The sequence below is a fragment of the Luteimonas sp. MJ250 genome (assembly GCF_039548455.1).
Taxonomy (GTDB): domain Bacteria; phylum Pseudomonadota; class Gammaproteobacteria; order Xanthomonadales; family Xanthomonadaceae; genus Luteimonas.
Genome location: NZ_JBCLVB010000011.1, coordinates 436,020 through 453,475, shown reverse-complemented (window position 1 = coordinate 453,475; position 17,456 = coordinate 436,020). Strand labels below are relative to the sequence as shown.

Annotated in this window: 16 protein-coding genes and 1 riboswitch; of the genes, 9 read left to right on the top strand and 7 right to left on the bottom strand. The window is 69.7% G+C overall.

The window, feature by feature from the left end; all coding sequences use genetic code 11:
- The first annotated feature begins 65 nt into the window (after positions 1-65).
- Positions 66-1,322 (top strand): 6-phosphofructokinase, encoded by a 1,257-nt coding sequence (locus WCE37_RS08760; protein WP_343279016.1) that lies wholly within the window; start codon positions 66-68, stop codon positions 1,320-1,322.
- 93 nt (positions 1,323-1,415) lie between these two features.
- Here the strand turns inward: WCE37_RS08760 and WCE37_RS08755 are convergent, their stop codons facing one another.
- Entirely contained in the window at positions 1,416-1,928 is a 513-nt protein-coding gene (locus WCE37_RS08755; protein WP_343279015.1) for a hypothetical protein, read from the bottom strand.
- Between the two features lie 219 nt (positions 1,929-2,147).
- On the opposite strand from WCE37_RS08755, the gene WCE37_RS08750 reads away from it, so the two are divergent.
- Positions 2,148-4,178 (top strand): sodium-translocating pyrophosphatase, encoded by a 2,031-nt coding sequence (locus WCE37_RS08750; RefSeq protein ID WP_343279014.1) that lies wholly within the window; start codon positions 2,148-2,150, stop codon positions 4,176-4,178.
- Positions 4,179-4,285: 107 nt separating this feature from the next.
- Here WCE37_RS08750 and WCE37_RS08745 read toward each other — a convergent pair whose 3' ends face one another.
- Entirely contained in the window at positions 4,286-4,936 is a 651-nt protein-coding gene (locus WCE37_RS08745) for a hypothetical protein (RefSeq protein ID WP_343279012.1), read from the bottom strand.
- A 99-nt stretch (positions 4,937-5,035) separates the two neighbouring features.
- The gene (locus WCE37_RS08740; protein WP_343279011.1) at positions 5,036-6,610 is read right to left on the bottom strand and encodes a M91 family zinc metallopeptidase; all 1,575 of its coding nucleotides are present in this window, start codon (positions 6,608-6,610) and stop codon (positions 5,036-5,038) included.
- 221 nt (positions 6,611-6,831) lie between these two features.
- Here WCE37_RS08740 and ppa point away from each other — a divergent pair, with 221 nt between their 5' ends.
- Complete coding sequence (gene ppa / locus WCE37_RS08735; RefSeq protein ID WP_343279010.1) at positions 6,832-7,362, top strand: inorganic diphosphatase; 531 nt, start codon at positions 6,832-6,834, stop codon at positions 7,360-7,362.
- A 57-nt stretch (positions 7,363-7,419) separates the two neighbouring features.
- Here ppa and WCE37_RS08730 read toward each other — a convergent pair whose 3' ends face one another.
- Positions 7,420-8,112 carry a potassium channel family protein gene (locus WCE37_RS08730; protein ID WP_343279009.1) on the bottom strand — a complete coding sequence of 231 codons (693 nt, stop codon included), beginning with the start codon at positions 8,110-8,112 and terminating at the stop codon, positions 7,420-7,422.
- A 135-nt stretch (positions 8,113-8,247) separates the two neighbouring features.
- Between WCE37_RS08730 and WCE37_RS08725 the strand changes: the two genes are divergently transcribed.
- Positions 8,248-9,024, top strand: a complete 777-nt coding sequence (locus WCE37_RS08725) for an RNase A-like domain-containing protein (RefSeq protein WP_343279008.1) — start codon at positions 8,248-8,250, stop codon at positions 9,022-9,024.
- Positions 9,025-9,045: 21 nt separating this feature from the next.
- Positions 9,046-9,333: a contact-dependent growth inhibition system immunity protein gene (locus WCE37_RS08720; protein WP_343279007.1), complete on the top strand. Its 288-nt coding sequence runs from the start codon at positions 9,046-9,048 to the stop codon at positions 9,331-9,333.
- Positions 9,334-9,384: 51 nt separating this feature from the next.
- On the opposite strand, the gene WCE37_RS08715 is transcribed toward WCE37_RS08720, so the two are convergent.
- Positions 9,385-9,972, bottom strand: coding sequence for a DUF4136 domain-containing protein (locus tag WCE37_RS08715; protein WP_343279006.1), 588 nt, complete (start codon positions 9,970-9,972; stop codon positions 9,385-9,387).
- Between the two features lie 106 nt (positions 9,973-10,078).
- Positions 10,079-11,947: a phosphomethylpyrimidine synthase ThiC gene (gene thiC, locus WCE37_RS08710; protein ID WP_343279005.1), complete on the bottom strand. Its 1,869-nt coding sequence runs from the start codon at positions 11,945-11,947 to the stop codon at positions 10,079-10,081.
- 78 nt (positions 11,948-12,025) lie between these two features.
- Positions 12,026-12,127, bottom strand: a riboswitch (TPP riboswitch).
- A gap of 94 nt (positions 12,128-12,221) precedes the next feature.
- Here thiC and WCE37_RS08705 point away from each other — a divergent pair.
- The 4 genes from WCE37_RS08705 (at position 12,222) to WCE37_RS08690 (ending at position 16,105) form a co-directional block, all read left to right on the top strand.
- A complete protein-coding gene (locus WCE37_RS08705; RefSeq protein ID WP_343279004.1) occupies positions 12,222-13,178 on the top strand; it encodes a homoserine kinase in 957 nt (318 codons plus the stop codon).
- 103 nt (positions 13,179-13,281) lie between these two features.
- Positions 13,282-13,938: a TetR/AcrR family transcriptional regulator gene (locus tag WCE37_RS08700; protein WP_343279003.1), complete on the top strand. Its 657-nt coding sequence runs from the start codon at positions 13,282-13,284 to the stop codon at positions 13,936-13,938.
- Positions 13,939-14,067: 129 nt separating this feature from the next.
- Complete coding sequence (locus WCE37_RS08695; protein ID WP_343279002.1) at positions 14,068-14,721, top strand: protein-L-isoaspartate O-methyltransferase; 654 nt, start codon at positions 14,068-14,070, stop codon at positions 14,719-14,721.
- Positions 14,722-14,761: 40 nt separating this feature from the next.
- Entirely contained in the window at positions 14,762-16,105 is a 1,344-nt protein-coding gene (locus tag WCE37_RS08690) for a TolC family outer membrane protein (RefSeq protein WP_343279001.1), read from the top strand.
- Between the two features lie 15 nt (positions 16,106-16,120).
- Here WCE37_RS08690 and waaA read toward each other — a convergent pair whose 3' ends face one another.
- Positions 16,121-17,425 carry a lipid IV(A) 3-deoxy-D-manno-octulosonic acid transferase gene (gene waaA / locus WCE37_RS08685; protein WP_343279000.1) on the bottom strand — a complete coding sequence of 435 codons (1,305 nt, stop codon included), beginning with the start codon at positions 17,423-17,425 and terminating at the stop codon, positions 16,121-16,123.
- Positions 17,426-17,456 lie beyond the last annotated feature (31 nt).

Below are 17,456 nucleotides of genomic sequence, written 5' to 3'. Positions count from 1 at the left end.
CCACGACCGCGCCAGCTTACCGTAATCACCCCCCCGGCCCGAAGCCCCTTTCCCACGGACCCGAGATGCCCAAAGGTTGCCTGTTCTACGCCCAGTCCGGCGGCGTCACCGCCGTCATCAACGCCACCGCCTCGGCTGTCATCACCGAAGCGCGCGCCCGAAAAGTCCGCGTGCTGGCCGGCCGCAACGGCATCCTCGGCGCCCTGCGCGAGGAGCTGATCGACACCTCGAAGGAGCCCGTGGCCGCGATCCGCGCCCTGGCCCACACTCCCGGCGGGGCCTTCGGCTCGTGCCGCTACAAGCTGAAATCACTGGACGCCGACCGCGCGAAGTACGAGCGCCTGCTCGACGTGCTGCGCGCCCACGACGTGCGCTGGTTCCTCTACAACGGCGGCAATGATTCCGCCGACACCGCCAACAAGGTCTCGCAGCTGGCCGCGGAGTTCGACTACCCGCTGACCTGCATCGGCGTACCGAAGACGGTCGACAACGACCTGGTGGTGACCGACTGCTGCCCGGGCTTCGGTTCGGCGGCCAAGTACACCGCGGTCTCGGTGCGCGAGGCGGCGCTGGACGTCGCGGCGATGGCCGACACCTCCACGAAGGTGTTCGTCTACGAGGCCATGGGCCGCCACGCCGGCTGGCTGGCGGCCGCCGCGGGCCTGGCCGGCGACGGCCCCGATGCGGCGCCGCACCTGATCCTGTTCCCGGAGCGCGCCTACGACGAGGAGGACTTCCTGGCCCGGGTACGCAAGGTCGTCGATCGCGTCGGCTACTGCGTGGTCGTGGCCAGCGAGGGCATCCGCACCGCGGACGGCAGCTTCGTGGCGGACGCAGGCGGCGGCAAGGACTCGTTCGGCCACACCCAGCTTGGCGGAGTCGCCTCCTATCTGGCGGGGCGGGTGAAGGACCGCCTCGACCTGAAAGTGCACTGGACCCTGCCCGACTACCTGCAGCGCTCGGCGCGCCACATCGCCTCGAAGACCGACCTCGACCACGCCATGGCCGTGGGCAAGGCCGCCGTGCGCCTTGCCCTGGAGGGCCGCAACGCGACCATGCCGGCGATCGTCCGCACATCCGACGCGCCCTATCGCTGGAAGATCGAGCCGGCGCCGCTGGCCCGGATCGCCAACCGCGAAAAGACCATGCCCAGGGGCTTCATCCGCCGCGACGGCTACGGCATCACGGCCGCGGCGAGAACCTATCTCGAACCACTCATCCGCGGCGAGGCCTACCCGCCCTACGGTCGCGACGGCCTGCCCAAGTACGTCACCCTGAAGAATGTCGCCGTGGCGAAAAAACTGCCGGCCTGGGAACGCTGAGCTCTCCTCGCAGGAGCAGCTATGGCTGCTCCTGCAGGAAACCCGTCAGCGGGAGCGGTGTCGGCAGCCACCGCATCAGCAACGCGCGTCGCGTCACTCGGCGGCGCAGGCCTTGCCTTCCACGCCCATCTCGGCGGCGTACATCGGGGTCGCCGCGATCCTGCCGGCGGCCGCGGCCTGCTTCGACTCTTCGATGTAGATCCGCGACTGGCCCTGGCCGTCCAGCGCCATCGTCTGGTCTACCGGCTTGCGCCACACGCGCACCACTGCCTGTCGCGATGCGCACTCTGCGCTCGGCACCCTGAGCACATCGTTGAACACCCAGCCTGACGCCACCGAGGGCCTGGCCTTGGCCGCGTCCACGAAGCGGGCGCGCGGCTGGCAGTTGGCGCTGGTGCGGACCACGGCGAAGCGGTAGGGATCGGCGGCATCGCCGGTGAACGCGCCTTCGATGCGCGCGCAGGCCTCCGGGATCTGGCGCAGCGTGTGAACCACGCCCACCGCCTGTGCCGATGCCGCCGGGCGGGTGATTTCAGGCTTCGGGTCGTTGGCCAGCGCGGGCGCGGCGGCGAGGGCAAGCAGGCAGAAGGCAGTGGCGGATCGCATCGCGGGGATTCCTCGGACCGGGGCGATGGTCAGGCTGGCATGCGGCGCCTGAATCCGCCCTCCACGCTGTGATGCGCGCCTTCGTTTCCAAGAGCGCCCTCCCGCGGGGCACGGTCCGCACGCGCTGCAGCGCGGCAATACCGCGTCGGGAGCCTATGCCATAGTCGGGCGGTTCCAGCTCCAATCCGATGCCACCGACCACACCCTGGGGAGGGTTTCATGCTCGAGCAACAAGCTTTGTGGCTGGCACTTGCCTGTGCCGGCCTGGCGATCATCTACGGCATTGTTTCAGCGCGCTGGATCCTGGCGCAACCCGCGGGCAACGAGCGCATGCAGCAGATTGCCGCAGCGATCCAGGAAGGCGCGGGCGCGTACCTGCGGCGGCAATACATCACCATCGCCATCGTCGGCGTGGTGCTGTTCCTGGTCATCGGCTTCGTGCCGGCACTCGGCTGGCGGACCGCGATCGGCTTCCTGATCGGCGCGGTGCTTTCGGGCGTGGCCGGCTTCATCGGCATGTTCGTCTCGGTGCGCGCCAACGTGCGCACCACGCAGGCGGCGACCGTGGGCCTGAACGAGGCGCTGGCGGTCAGCTTCCGCGGCGGCGCGGTCACCGGCATGCTTGTCGTCGGCCTGGGCCTGCTGGGCGTGGCCGGCTACTTCATGTTCGTCATCGGCGACGGCCGCGACGCGATGGCGGTCGAGGCCGCGCTGCAGCCGATGATCGGCCTCGCCTTCGGCTCCTCGCTGATCTCGATCTTCGCGCGGCTTGGCGGCGGCATCTTCACCAAGGGCGCCGACGTCGGCGCGGACCTCGTGGGCAAGGTCGAAGCCGGCATCCCCGAGGACGACCCGCGCAACCCGGCGGTGATCGCCGACAACGTCGGCGACAACGTCGGCGACTGCGCCGGCATGGCGGCCGACCTGTTCGAGACCTATGCGGTGACCATCATCGCCTCGATGCTGGTCGCCGGCATCTTCTTCGCGACCTACGGCTGGGCGGGCGTGGTCTATCCGCTGGTGCTGGGCGCGGCGTCGATCATCGCCTCGATCATCGGCACCTTCTTCGTCAAAGCGCGGCCGGGCGGCAAGATCATGAACGCGCTGTATCGCGGCCTGGGCGTGTCCGGCGTACTGGCGGCGATCGCCTTCTGGTTCATTACCAACAGCATGTTCGAGACCACGCTGGCGCTGCCGCTGTTCTGGTGCGCGATCGTGGGCCTGGTGCTGACCGGCATGCTGGTGGTGATCACCGAGTACTACACCGCGACCGAGTACGCGCCGGTGCAGCAGGTGGCAAAGGCTTCGGAAACCGGCCACGGCACCAACGTGATTGCCGGCTTGGCGGTGTCGATGAGGTCGACCGCGGCGCCGGTGATCGTGGTCGCCGCGGCGATCTGGTGCTGCTACGAGATCGCAGGGCTCTACGGCCTGGCGATCGCCGCCACCGCGATGCTGTCGATGGCCGGCATGATCGTGGCGCTCGACGCCTACGGCCCGATCACCGACAACGCCGGCGGCATCGCCGAGATGAGCGGCCTGCCGCCGGAGATCCGCGAGACCACCGACGCGCTCGACGCCGTGGGCAATACCACCAAGGCGGTGACCAAGGGCTATGCGATCGGTTCGGCCGGCCTGGCCGCACTGGTGCTGTTCGCCGACTACGCGCACAAGCTGGAAGCCTCGGGCCGCGCGGTGAACTTCTCCATCGACAACCCGAACGTGGTCATCGGCCTGTTGATCGGCGGCATGATCCCGTACCTGTTCGGCGCAATGGCGATGCAGGCCGTGGGTCGCGCGGCAGGCGCCGTGGTCGAGGAAGTGCGGCGCCAGTTCCGCGAGATCCCCGGGATCATGGAGGGCACCGGCAAGCCGCAGTACGACCGCGCGGTCGACCTGCTGACGCGATCGGCAATCAGGGAAATGATCGTGCCTTCGCTGCTGCCGCTGGCCATTCCGATCATCGTCGGCCTGGTGCTGGGCGCGGACGCGCTCGGCGGCCTGCTGATGGGCACCATCGTGACCGGCCTGTTCCTGGCGATTTCGATGTGCACCGGCGGCGGTGCCTGGGACAACGCCAAGAAGTACATCGAGGAAGGCCACCACGGCGGCAAGGGCTCCGAGGCGCACAAGGCCGCGGTCACCGGCGACACCGTCGGCGATCCCTACAAGGACACCGCGGGTCCGGCGGTGAACCCGCTGATCAAGGTCACCAACATCGTGGCCCTGTTGCTGGTGCCGCTGCTCTAGCGACGCTGCCCGCCGGCCGTGCCGGCCTGCAACGCAGAAGCGGCCCATGGGGGCCGCTTCTGCTTTCAGGCTCGCTCGCACGCAGCGGCGGTCACCACCTGCCGATCTCAGCCGCTTTCGAACGTCCCCGCCGCCATGTCGAACCACGGCGTGCACAGCAGCTGCTGCCGCTCGACCACGCTGAAGGGCGCCGACCACAGGGCGACATCGCCCCCCGAGGTCGCCGGCCTGAACTCGGCCTCTTCGAAGGGCAGCACGCCCAGGCACCAGCGCACCCGCGCGACGCTGGCGGGGGACAGAGACAGGTCCACATCGAAGCTGGCATCCAGGCGTTCGCCCGGACCGAGCTTCGTGGCCAGCGGCGTCGGCGGCGACGTCGGTGCCGGATCCGGCAGCGCCTGTGCGGCATGCGACAGCGTGAGGCCGTCGACCCCCCCCTCCATCCTCGGCCCCGGCACGTCACCCGCCACCAGGCGCTTGCTCAGTACCGAATGGACGTCTCCGCGATCGAATAGCGCCAGCGGCGCATCGCTGTCATTACTGACGCGATAGCGCACCGCGAGGCGCTGCGCGTCGGGGTCGAAAGCGACTTCGACCATCGCCCCTTCGCCGCTCACGCGGGTACGCGCCACCTGGTCTTCCTCGTTCACGGCTTTGGTCTCCACTTGTCCGCCCGCGACCGCGGGCTGTGCGACGACTGCAGCGGTCGACAGGGCGGCCGCGAGGATGCCCGCGTGCCGGATGATGTTCAGGGCCATGTCTGTGCTGCCTCCTGGTTGGTACCGCTCAGGATGACCGAACGCACGCAGCCTGCGGTGAACGCAGGCTGCGCGGAACCATCACCGGGCCGGATTTGTTCAGAACTCGAGCGCGTAGCTCGGGCGGTCCGGCATGCCCAGCTCCTCGCGGATGCCGTTCTCGGTCAGGTGATCCGGGTTGGCGGTGGTCGGTGCAGTCGAGCGATCGCCGTCGAAGTCGAAGGCGGGTGCGCTGGTCTCCAGGCCCACGGCCTGTCGCTCGGCGTTGGCGATGCCGTTGTCAGGCCCCGGACCGGTGTATTCACCGGGCTGGAAGCTCCCGTTCACGCCGTTGTAGGCATGCGACATCTCGTGGTACAGCACCACCACGGGGGCCGGGAAGGCATCCATGTGGAAGGACGGGTTGTAGACGATGTCGACGTTGCCACCGGCGCCGGCGCGACCGTTCACGATGTCGGCGTCGCGGCTGAAGGTCTGGGCATAGCCGTTCTGCTCGTTGGCCAGCTCCTTGATCGTGACCATGTTGCCTTTGACGTCGGCGGCCTTGTCGAACTCGGCGAGCATCTGCTGCCCCACCGGCGAGGCGCGCAGGAAGTCGAGCTCGGACTGGATGCGCTGCACGAAGCCTTCCGAACCCTCGACCTTGATGGTGTGGCCGGCGTTGGCGTCGATGGCGACGTTGACCACGGTCGGCTTGCTGCCGGTGGCCGAGTTGATCAGGTCGCCGACCTCGGCGTAGACCGTGGCATTGACGCCGGCGCCGTCCACGGCGTCGTCGCCGGCACCGGTATAGATGGTGCTCTTGCCGTCGCCCGCGGCGATGCGGTCGTTGCCGACGCCGCCGGACAGGATGTCGCTGGTGCCGGCGCCCTGGATCACGTCGTCGCCGGCGCCGCCCTCGATGAAGTTGGTGCCGGCGCCGGCGGTGATCTCGTCGTCGCCGTTGCCGCCGTGGATGATGTTGACGCCTTCGCCACCGGTCAGCAGGTCGTTGCCGCTGCCGCCGAAGATGTCGTCGCGGCCGGCGCCGGAGAACACGGTGTCGTTGCCTTCGCCGCCGTCGATGCGGTCGTCGCCGGCACCGGTGGTGATGGTGTCGTCGCCCTTGCCGCCCTCGACCACGATGTTGACCCTGACGTTGGGCGCGACCTCGATCACGTCGTTGCCGTCGCCCGCACGGATCGTCAGCTCCTGCCCCCGATCGAGATGCACCTCGTAGTTCTCACCGTTGATGCTGACGTCGAGCGTGCCGTCGTCGCGCTGCTTGACGCCGAAGCTGTCGTTGCCGGCGCCGGTGGTGAACACCAGCTGGTCGCTGCTGACCTGGTTCCAGGCGTCGATGGTGCGTTCGCGCGCCACCTCCAGGCCCTTGTCGGAATGCAGCGGGTCGACCACGACCGGCTTGCCGTCGACCGTGCTGCGCTGGCTGCGCCCGGCGGGATTGTCGGAGCCGCCGTCGATCGTCCGACCTTCCTCCTGCCCTGGCGCCTGGTCCGCATCCACGGCATCGGTGCCGCCCACGTCGACCTGGCGGGGCGCCGGGGCATCGCTACCCAGGGCCTCGGCACCGCGGTCATGCTGGTGCGGGGCGTCGGGGTTGTTCCAGTAGCCCGCGCGCTCGAACTGGGCGGCGGCGCTGGCGCCTGGAAGGGAATTCGCGGACTGGATGCTCATGCAGGGCGCTCTCGGTGTGGATACGGTGCCGTACTGTGTAACCGGACCGTCAATCGCACCAAGCTGGGGCGTACCCCAGCTCGGGTCGCCCCGCCGCCTGTTCATCCCCCGCGCGCCGCCTGCGACACCCTTTGCTGCGTCGCAACAGCGACGCGTAGAATGGGCGCCCTTCCCTTACGCGGCAGCGGCCATCCCGGTTCGCCCGCACCACTGGAGCAGCCATGGGCCTGGATCATGTGACCACCGGCAAGAGTCCGCCGGACGAAATCAACGTCATCATCGAGATCCCCAAGGACGCCGAGCCGGTCAAGTACGAGGTCGACAAGGAGTCCGGCGCGATCTTCGTCGACCGCGTGCTGTCGACCCCCATGCGCTACCCCTGCAACTACGGCTACGTCCCGAACACCGTTTGCGGTGACGGCGATCCGGCCGACGTGATGGTGATCCTGCCGCTGCCGCTGGTGCCGGGTTCGGTGATCCGCTGCCGCCCGGTCGGCGTGCTGAAGATGACCGACGAGGCCGGCAGCGACGAGAAGCTGCTGGCTGTGCCGGAGCCGAAGGTGTTCGCCGGCTATGCCCACATCCATGACATCGACCAGGTCTCGGGACACTGGCTGGAGCGCATCGGCCACTTCTTCGAGCACTACAAGGACCTCGAGAAGGGCAAGTGGGTCAAGATCGAGGGCTGGGGCAACGCCGCCGAGGCCAAGGGCCTGCTGCTCGAGGCGATCGAGCGCTACCGCGCGGCATAAGGGCCGCCGGATGCCGGCGTCCGGACCTGCACGCAGGGTTCCCCGGATCGCCGGCGCTCAGTCCCGGCTGCGCCCGCGCTGGCGCACGATGCTCAGCGCGATCAGCCGTGACACCACGGCGGCGATGTAGCCCACGCCCGCGAACTGCTCCAGCATCACCAGAACCCGCGCATAGGGCGTCAGCGGCATGATGTCGCCGTTGCCGGTGCCCGACAGCGTCGAGAAGCTCAGGAACAGCAGTTCGATCCAGCGTCGCGGCCGTTCCGGTTCGACCACGCCGGTGAAGCTGGCCGGCAGGATCGCCTGGCAGACCAGGAAGGCATAGGCGAAGCCCCAGGCCAGCAGTGTGAACGCCGCGGCCGCCGCGAACAGCTCGTCGACGGTGACCGTGTGATCCTCGAGCATGTACACGATCAGCGCGCCGGCGGCGTAGAAGTAAAGCACTGACTCCAGCGCGGCCGAGGCCACCCCGAGCAGCGGCAGGTCGAAGCCGATCGCAGCACCGGCCAGCAGCATCGCGGGCACGGCCAGCGCCCATGCGAACCCGTTTGCAGCGTGGCTGCGCGACACCACCCAGACCGCCAGCGGCACCGCCACCAGGGTGAACGCGCTGAACAGGACGCGGCTTTCGCTGCCGTCCATCAGCGGGTAGAGCAGCAGGCTGGCCAGCTGCACAGCCAGGAGCAGCGCCGAAGGATGCCTCGCCGCGGCGGTGGACCAGCGCATCGGCTTGCGGAGGATGTCGACCATCGGCGGAGTGTGCCGCGCCGGGGCCGCGTGCGCACGCATGGCGCGCAGTGCCCACCCTCGGGCAGGCACCAGCTGTCGACGGCTGCGCGCGGTCCCTAGGCTTCGTGGCTCCCCCGACACGAGGTGCCGCATGTGATGGATGTCACCCAAGCCCTTTCCCCGGCGACAGGAGGGTCGCTGGCATTGCTGCAGCAGTCTCCCGGCCGCATGGCCATGGCGGCGGCGGCCGATCCAGATGCCGATCTCGTCTCCCACCTCCAGGACCTCGCCGACGGCGGCGACATCGAGAGCTTCCTCGGCCAGGTACGGGACGCGATCTCCCTCGCCGGTGGCGACCAGACCTTCGGCGACCACCTCGACCCGCTGCTGGGCCGTATCCGCGATGCGCTGGGCGAGCTCGACACGAGCCGGCTTCCGCGCGCCGAGCGCGACGCGATCGAAGCCACGGTCAACGAACTCGACGCCCACCTGGGCGTCGATGATGTCGATGGCCCGGACGTCCCGGATGGTCCCGACGCGCCCGGCGAAGTTCCCGGCGGCGGCCTCCAGGCCCACGAAGACGCCGGTGGCCACCTGATCGAGCGCCACGTCGGCAAGAGCGAGGAGTGGCTGGTCGACCGCGTGCGCAACGACAACATCAGCGCCGCTTCCAGCTTCCGCGACATCGGGGAAGCCGAACACTTCGTGTCCGCCACCCTCTCCGAGCACCAGAGCCGCATCGACGCCTGGGTCGACGGCCAGGGCGGCAACCGCCTGGTGATCGACGCCAGCTTCGACGCCACCACCGGCATCTCGGTCAAGCGCGGCGACAGCAGCGCCGAAGACGTGTTCTCCGTACGCCTGGTGCTGGAGCGTTCGGACCGGCTCGATACCGGCTATCGCATCGTCACCGGCTATCCTTCGACGCCCTGATCACGATCCCGAGGCCCCTGCATGAGCGACACTCCGGCGCTTGAGAATTTCCTGTCCGCCTATTTCCACCAGGACTGGGCGATGGAGCACGACACCGCAGCCGGTGTCGTCGATGCCTACCTGGGCAGCGAAGCCGACGCCGAGATCGTCGCCGTGCGCGATGATCTTTCAAAGCTGGCCGGCGAAGGCCTCGACGAGGCCGCACTTGGGGCGCGCATGCAGGCCCTGGGCAGCGAATACGACCCCAGCCGCGACGGCGGCAGCTGGCAGGGCTGGCTCGCCTCCCTGCAGACCGCTTTCACGCGCTGAGGCGGCGACCATCGTCCGCCCCGCGGCGTGGCCGGGTCGGCCGAGTGCCGCTCAAGGCGCTCCGGCGCGGTGCGGATAGGCGGCGAAGATCTCGGCAATCGTGCTGTCGATGGCCGCGTCGCGCTCGAGCGGGTCCTGGTTGCGCCGGACCCGACCGACGGCGATGCCTTCCCAGACCAGCGTATTGCGATCCGCATCCACCAGGTCGATGTTCATCGTGCCCTCGGTGTAGCGGCTCACCGTGGTGCGGTCACGCCAGTACGGCATGGCCACGTAGCCACGATACCGGTAGCTGTAGTAGTAGGCGTAGTCGACGTCGGGAATGGTGCTGACGTCGGTGCGCTGCTGCATGTAGGCGTTGATGTTGAGCCACAGGTCGGGCTCCTGCTCGCTGTAGCGGTAGCCGCGCGATTCCATCTCGGCGCGCGCCGCGGCCTTCATGCGACCGCTGACGAGGCTGGCATAGCCCTCGCGCTCGATCGCCAAAGGCGAGTAGAACGCGAACGTGCGGTAGGCGGAGAAGTCGACGCGCGGGTCGGAGTCCGAGCTGATGCGCGGGCCGGTGGCGCAGGCGGTGACCAGCCCGACCAGAAGCGAGGCCAGCAGCCATCGGAATGAAGACGGTCGGATGCGTGCCATGGCGAAGCTCCTGTCTGGATGCACCGGACGCTAGCACGCAGCCGGCGGCGCGCACGTGAAGCGGGACCCCTGGAGGGGACCCGCCGGGCACGCGTTTACTTCCGTTTCAGTCGCGCCGGTAGACCTCGGCGCCGGCCGCCCTGAACTCGGCCGCCTTGCCCGCCATGCCCGCCTGCCGGGCCTGCTCTTCATCGAGGCCGTTGCCGGCGGCGTAGTCGCGCACGTCCCGGCTGATTTTCATCGAGCAGAAGTGCGGGCCGCACATGGAACAGAAATGAGCCAGTTTGTGCGCGTCCCTGGGCAGGGTCTCGTCGTGGAACTCCCTGGCCTTCTCCGGGTCCAGGCCGAGGTTGAACTGGTCTTCCCAGCGGAACTCGAAGCGCGCCTTGCTCAAGGCGTTGTCGCGCACCTGGGACCCGGGATGCCCCTTCGCCAGGTCGGCGGCGTGGGCCGCGATCCTGTAGGCCATGATCCCGTCGCGGACGTCCTGCCGGTTGGGCAGGCCCAGGTGCTCCTTGGGCGTGACGTAACAGAGCATCGCGGTGCCGAACCAGCCGATCATCGCCGCGCCGATCGCGCTGGTGATGTGGTCGTAGCCGGGCGCGATGTCGGTGGTCAGCGGGCCAAGCGTGTAGAACGGCGCTTCGCCACACTCGGCCAGCTGCTTGTCCATGTTTTCCCTGATCAGCTGCATCGGCACATGCCCGGGACCTTCGACCATGCATTGCACGTCATGCGCCCAGGCGACCTTCGTGAGTTCGCCCAGGGTCTCGAGCTCGGCGAACTGGGCGGCGTCGTTGGCATCGGCGATGCAGCCCGGCCGCAGGCCATCACCCAGCGAGAAGGCCACGTCGTAGGCTTTCATGATGTCGCAGATGTCTTCGAAGCGTTCGTAGAGGAAGCTTTCGCGGTGGTGCGCCAGGCACCACTTGGCCATGATCGAGCCGCCGCGGCTGACGATGCCGGTGACGCGCTTCGCGGTCAGCGGCACATGGCGCAGCAGCACGCCGGCGTGGATGGTGAAGTAGTCCACGCCCTGCTCGGCCTGTTCGACCAGCGTGTCGCGAAAGATTTCCCAGCTGAGCTCCTCGGCACGACCGCCGACCTTTTCCAGCGCCTGGTAGATCGGCACCGTGCCGATCGGCACCGGCGAGTTGCGGATGATCCACTCGCGGGTTTCGTGGATGTGCTTGCCGGTGCTGAGATCCATCACATTGTCCGCGCCCCAGCGGATCGCCCAGACCAGCTTCTCGACCTCTTCAGCGATGCCCGACGACACCGCGCTGTTGCCGATGTTGGCGTTGATCTTGGTGAGGAAGTTGCGGCCGATGATCATCGGCTCGCTTTCGGGATGGTTGATGTTGCAGGGCAGGATCGCGCGGCCGCGGGCGATTTCGTCGCGCACGAACTCCGGCGTGATCCGCGCCGGAATCGACGCCCCGAACGATTGCCCCGCGTGCTGTGGCTGCCCTGGCAGGGAGTCCAGCCGCTGGTTTTCGCGAATGGCGACGTACTCCATCTCCGGCGTGATGATGCCGCGGCGGGCGTAGTGCATCTGGGTGACGTTGGCGCCGGCCCTGGCACGCAGCGGCCGCGCGCGCGACGGGAATCGCACCGCGTCCAGGCGCGTGTCGGCCTCGCGTCCGCGGCCGAAGGCGGAGCCCGGGACATCCAGGCACTCGGTGTCACCGCGCTCGGCGATCCAGCCGGCGCGCTTCGCGGGCAAGCCCACGGAGAGGTCGATGTCGGCATCCGGATCGGTATACGGGCCCGAGGTGTCGTAGACCGGGATCGAAGGATTGTCCTCGCCGCCGAACAGGGTCGGGGTCGGCGTCTGCACGATTTCGCGCATGGCCACCCGTAGGTCCGGGCGCGATCCTTCGACGAAGATCTTGCGAGACCCGGGAATCGGGCGGGTGACGGATTCGGAAAGCTGTTGCGCCTGCTGCTGCAGGGGCGAAGGCACTGCGTTCATTGGCATCGTCCTGTGGGTGCCGCGGGAGGCTCCCGCGTGCTGGACGAAGCGAAGGCGCAGCAGCCCCACCGGGACCGGTGGCGCTGTCGCGAAGCTTCCCTACGGCGGTATCAACCGCATCAGGTTCGAAGGGTCTGTCTCAACCACGCCGTGCCGGCCGTGGTACCCCCGCTTCGGCCGGAATTGGAGCATGCAGGCCGGGGAAAGGCCAGAGCCTGCGTTCAGCGCAGCGCGGCGTCGTGAACCGCAGGCCGCGGGATGGGACAATCCGGACATGAGCCCAGACCATCGCCAGGCCCGCGCGTTCGCACCCGCAAGCATCGGCAACATCGGCGTCGGCTTCGACCTGCTCGGGCACGTCATCGACGGGCCGCGCGACGTCGCCACGGTTCGCGTCATCGAAGAGCCGGTGGTGCGCGTGGACGCGGTGCGCGGACCGGTGCGTGGCATCGAGGGCATTCCCCTGGACGCCGCGGCCAATACCGCCGGGCGCGCGCTGATCACGCTGCGCGAAGGGCTTGGACTCGGCCACGGCTTTGCGATCGAGCTCGACAAGGGCATCCCGATGGGCTCGGGGCTCGGCGGCTCGGCGGCATCCTGCGTGGCCGCCCTGGTCGCGGCCAACGCGCTGCTGGCGCAACCGCTCTCCCGCGAAGCGCTCTATCCCTATGCGCTGGAAGGCGAGTGGGCCTCGACCCACAGCCGGCAGGGCGACAATGTCGGCCCGATGCTGGTCGGCGGCGTGGCGCTGGCCACGCCCACGCGGCTGCTGCGCCTGGAGGTGCCGGACTGGCTGCACTGCGTGGTCGTGCAGCCGGAGCTGGTGCTTGAAACACGCCGCGCGCGCGCGGTCCTGGCCGAGCCCTGTCCACTGCCCCTGGTGGTCGAACACGCCTCGCACCTGGCCCTGTTCCTCACCGGGCTGGCCCGCGCCGACGCCGCGCTGATCGGCGACGGCCTGCGCGACGTGCTGGTGGAGCCGCGGCGCGCGCCGCTGATCCCGGGCTTCGCCGCGGTGAAGCAGGCCGCGCTCGAGCGTGGCGCGCTGGGCGCCAGCATCTCCGGCGGTGGACCCTCGTGCTTCGCGTGGTTCGCATCGCGGCCGCAGGCGGAGGCCGCGGCGGCCGCGATGGTGGCCGGTTTCGCCACCGCCGGCGTGGCGGCGCTGGCGCATGTTTCGCCGGTGGCAGGGCCGCGCGCGGAACTGCTTGCCCAGGCCGGTCCCCGCTAGCCGCGGTACCGCCGCGGCCCGCGGCGATCGAATCCTGGCCGCGCGCCGGGGCTTGAAGTGGCGAGTGCTATGTTCACAGAACTCCACGGTCTAGTATTTGCCGATGTCCACGCCCAGCGACCAGCCGGTGGCCCCGCGCCCCGCACCGGGCCGCCCCAAGGACCTTGCCAAGCGCGCGGCGATCCTCGATGCGGCCCAGCGCATGTTCCTCGAGCATGGCTTCGAGGGCGTAAGCATGGACCAGATCGCGGCCCTGGCCGGGGTTTCCAAGCTCACCGTGTACAGCCACTTCGGCGACAAGGACACGCTGTTTGCCGCTGCGGTCGAGTACTACTGCGAGCAGCAGGTGCCGCCGTCCCTGTTCACGCCATCGCCGGGCACGCCGCTGCGGCCGCGCCTGGTCGGCATCGCGCGCGCGGTTCACGCGCTGATGACCTCGCCCGAAGCGCTCGCGGGCTTCCGCCTGGTCTGCAGGCCCGCGCGGGTGGATCCCAGGCTGTCGCGCATGTTCTGGGACGCCGGCGCCGGCCACCTGCAGGCCGGGTTCGCGGCGCTGCTGGCGCGCCGCACGGCCACCGGCGAACTGGACGTGGCCGACACCGGGCGCGCGGCGAGCCAGTTCTTCGCCCTGCTCAGGGGCGAACTCCATCCGCGGCTGATGATGGGCTGCGGCGACATGCCCGGTTTCGACGTCGATGCGCACCTGGAGGCGACGGTGGAGCTGTTCCTGCGCGCCTACGCCCGCCGCCCGGCGCCGTAAGCGCCCCGCCGGGCGGCCCGGTGACTTCCGGCACTCAGGCACGGCACCCGGTCGCGGCGATGCTGTCGGCACCCCCCGCCAATACACCGTAAAATGGCCGGTCACCCAGACCCGCCAGGCCCCGACACCATGACCCTCGATTTCGCCAAAGCACGTGAAGCCATGGTCGAGCAGCAGATCCGCCCGTGGGACGTGCTTGAACCCCGCGTGCTCGACGTCCTGCTGCGCCTGCCGCGCGACGCGTTCGTGCCGGCCGCGCATCGTGCACTGGCCTATGCCGATATCGCCCTGCCCCTGGCTCACGGCGAATCGATGATGAAGCCGGTGGTCGAAGGCCGTACGCTGCAGGCGCTGGCGCTGGAAGGATCCGAGGACGTGCTCGAGATCGGCACCGGCAGCGGTTTCCTGGCCGCCTGCATTGGTCGCCTTGCGCGCGCGGTGACCACGATCGAACGCCACGCCGATCTCGCCCTGGGCGCGCAGGCCTCGCTGCTGGCGCAGGGCTCAAGCAACGTCTCGGTGGTCCATGCCGATGCATTCGCCTGGGAGCCGGGCCGCCAGTTCGACGCGATCTGCGTCAGCGCCGCGGCCGACATCGTGCCGGAGCGCTTCATCGGCTGGCTGCGCCCCGGCGGCCGCATGTTCATCGTGCGCGGCCACGCGCCGGCCATGGAGGCCGTGCTCGTGCACGCCGACGTCAACGGCAACCGCATTGAATCGTTGTTCGAAACCGAACTCGCCTATCTCGCCGGCGCCGTGCCGGCGCCTGCATTTGCGTTCTGACCACCGGCTCACCGCCGGCCCCGACCAAGGACCTCCCCTGATGATCCGTCGCCCCCTCGCCCTTGCGCTCCTCCTCGCCCTGCTGCCGGCCGCGGCATCGGCCGAAGACCTGCTGCAGACCTACGAGCTGGCGCGCGGCAGCGATCCGCAGCTGGCGATCTCCGAAGCCAACCGCGACATCAGCCGCGAGGGCCGCGTCCAGGCCCGCGCCAGCCTGCTGCCGCAGATCAACGGCAGCGCATCGATCAACCGCAGCTACGCCGCCGGCGTCGACGGCGACGCGCGTCGTCGCAGCGTGGGCGTGGACCTCAGCCAGACGGTGTTCGACCTGGGTGCGATCTCCAACCTGCGCGCGCAGCGCGACCTCGACGCCGCAGCCGGGCTTGACCTCGAGGCCGCCAACGACGAGCTGATCACCCGCACCTCGGCCAGCTACTTCAACGTGCTGGTGGCGATCGAAACCCTGGCCGCCGCCGAGGCCGCGGAACAAGCGCTGCAGAAGCAGTTCGACTTCGCCGACAAGCGCCTCGAGGTCGGGCTGGCGCCGATCACCGACGTGCACGAGGCGCGCGCCCAGTACGACGCCGCGCGCGCAAACACCATCCTCGCGCGCAATGCGCTTGAAGACGCCTACCAGGCCCTGGCGGAGATCACCGGCCGCCCGGTGCGCACCCTGCGCGCGCTGCCCGAGGACTTCCAGCCCGAAGCGCCGGAAGGCAACGGGCTGGGCCGCTGGCTTGCCAGCGCGCTGGAGAACAACCCCTCGCTGCGCGCCGCCGAGTACAACGTCAGCGCCGCCGAACACAGCGTCAACACGGCCCGTTCCGGCCACCTGCCGCGGCTCACCCTTGGCGCCGGCTATGACAACGGCGCGGCCTGGGGCGATCTCGGCACCGGTGGCGGCGTCGGCACGTCCACTGGCGAAGGACACAGCATCGGCCTGACCCTGAGCGTGCCGATCTTCAGCGGCGGCGCCACCCAGTCCCAGGTCCGCCAGGCGCTGTCGCGCCGCGACATCTCCGAGCAGCAGCTGGAACAGGCCCGTCGCGCGCTCGACCGCAACACCCGCAACGCGTACCAGACGGTGGTCGCCGGGGTCAGCGAGATCGAGGCCCGCCGCCAGGCGCTGATCTCGGCGCGCAGCGCGTACGAGGCGTCCCAGGTTGGCCTGGAAGTGGGCACCCGCACCGTGGTCGACGTGCTGATCAACCAGCAGAACCTGTTCAACGCCGAGCAGCAGTACGCGCTGGCGCGCTACAACTACCTGCAGAACCGGCTGCTCCTGGCCCAGGCCGCGGGCACCCTGGACATCGGCAACGTGCAGGACATCAACCGCCTGCTCACCGTCGACGCGGCAACCCCGGACACCGGCGCCGAGGGCTGAGCAGCACCGCGACGGTCACGCCGGGGGCAGCTCCGGCGTGACCATCGCGATCGTCCGCGCCAGCGCGCCGCGGCCTTCCATCACCAGGCGCAGGCCCTGCCCGGCCATGGACGCCCGCGCGCCTTCATCGCCCAGGAGCGCTTCCACCGCGGCGCCCACCGCCTCGGCGTCCGCGCCGATGCGCACGGCGCCGGCATCGTCCATCTGCCGGGCGATGTCGGCGAAGTTGTGCAGGTGCGGCCCGGTGACCACGGCCACGCCCAGCGCCGCGGGCTCCAGCAGGTTGTGTCCGCCCACCGGCTGCAGGCTGCCGCCGACGAAAGCCACCCTGGCGCAGGCGTAGAAATTCACCAGCTCGCCCAGGGTATCGATCACGAACACATCGTCGTTGCGGTCGGGCCACTGCGTGAGCTTGCGCGTGGCCACCCGCCAGCCGGCCTCGACGCAGGCCTGGGCCACCGGGCGGAAGCGCTCCGGATGGCGCGGCGCCCACAGCAGCATCAGGTCCGGCCAGCGTTCGCGCAGCCGGCGGTGGATGGCGATCACCGCGGCCTCTTCCTCGGGATGCGTGCTGGCGGCGATCCAGGCCATGCGCTCACCGCTTTGCTCGACGAACGCGGCCGCGATCCGGCGTGCGGCACCGTCGACCTTGACGTCGAACTTCAGGTTGCCGAGCACCGAGACCGCCGCCGGCTCCGCGCCCAGGCGCACGAAGCGCGCGGCGTCGGCGTCCGACTGCGCTGCCACGCAGGCCAGCGTGCGCAGGGCGCGGCCGATCAGTGGACGCAGCGCGCGGTAGCCACGCAGCGAACGTTCGGACAGGCGCGCGTTGACGAGATAGGCGGGGACGCCGTGGTCGCGACAGCAGAACAGCAGGTTCGGCCAGAGCTCGGTTTCCAGCACCAGCGCCAGCCGCGGGCGGAAATGGCCGAGGAAGCGGCGCACCGCGCCGGATAGATCGTAGGGCAGGTACACGTGTTCGACGCGATCGCCCCACAGCGCGTGCACGCGCGCCGATCCGGTCGGGGTGATGGTGGTGACCAGCAGGCGCAGGTCGGGACGGCGCTCCAGCAGGGCGTTGACCAGCGGCGCGGCGGCCGTGACCTCGCCCACCGAGACCGCATGCACCCACACGCAGCCATCCAGCGGCGGCGTGCGGTAGGCGGCGTAGCGTTCGCCCCAGCGCTCCAGGTATTCGGGCTGGCGGAAACCGCGCCAGATCAGGTGGTAGACCGTGACCGGCACGAGCAGGTACAGCGCGGCCGAATACAGGCCGCGCAGCAGGCGTTCGACAGCGCGATCACGGGGGGCGGCCTCCATGCGCCAAGGATAGCGAAGCCGCAGCGCGCGC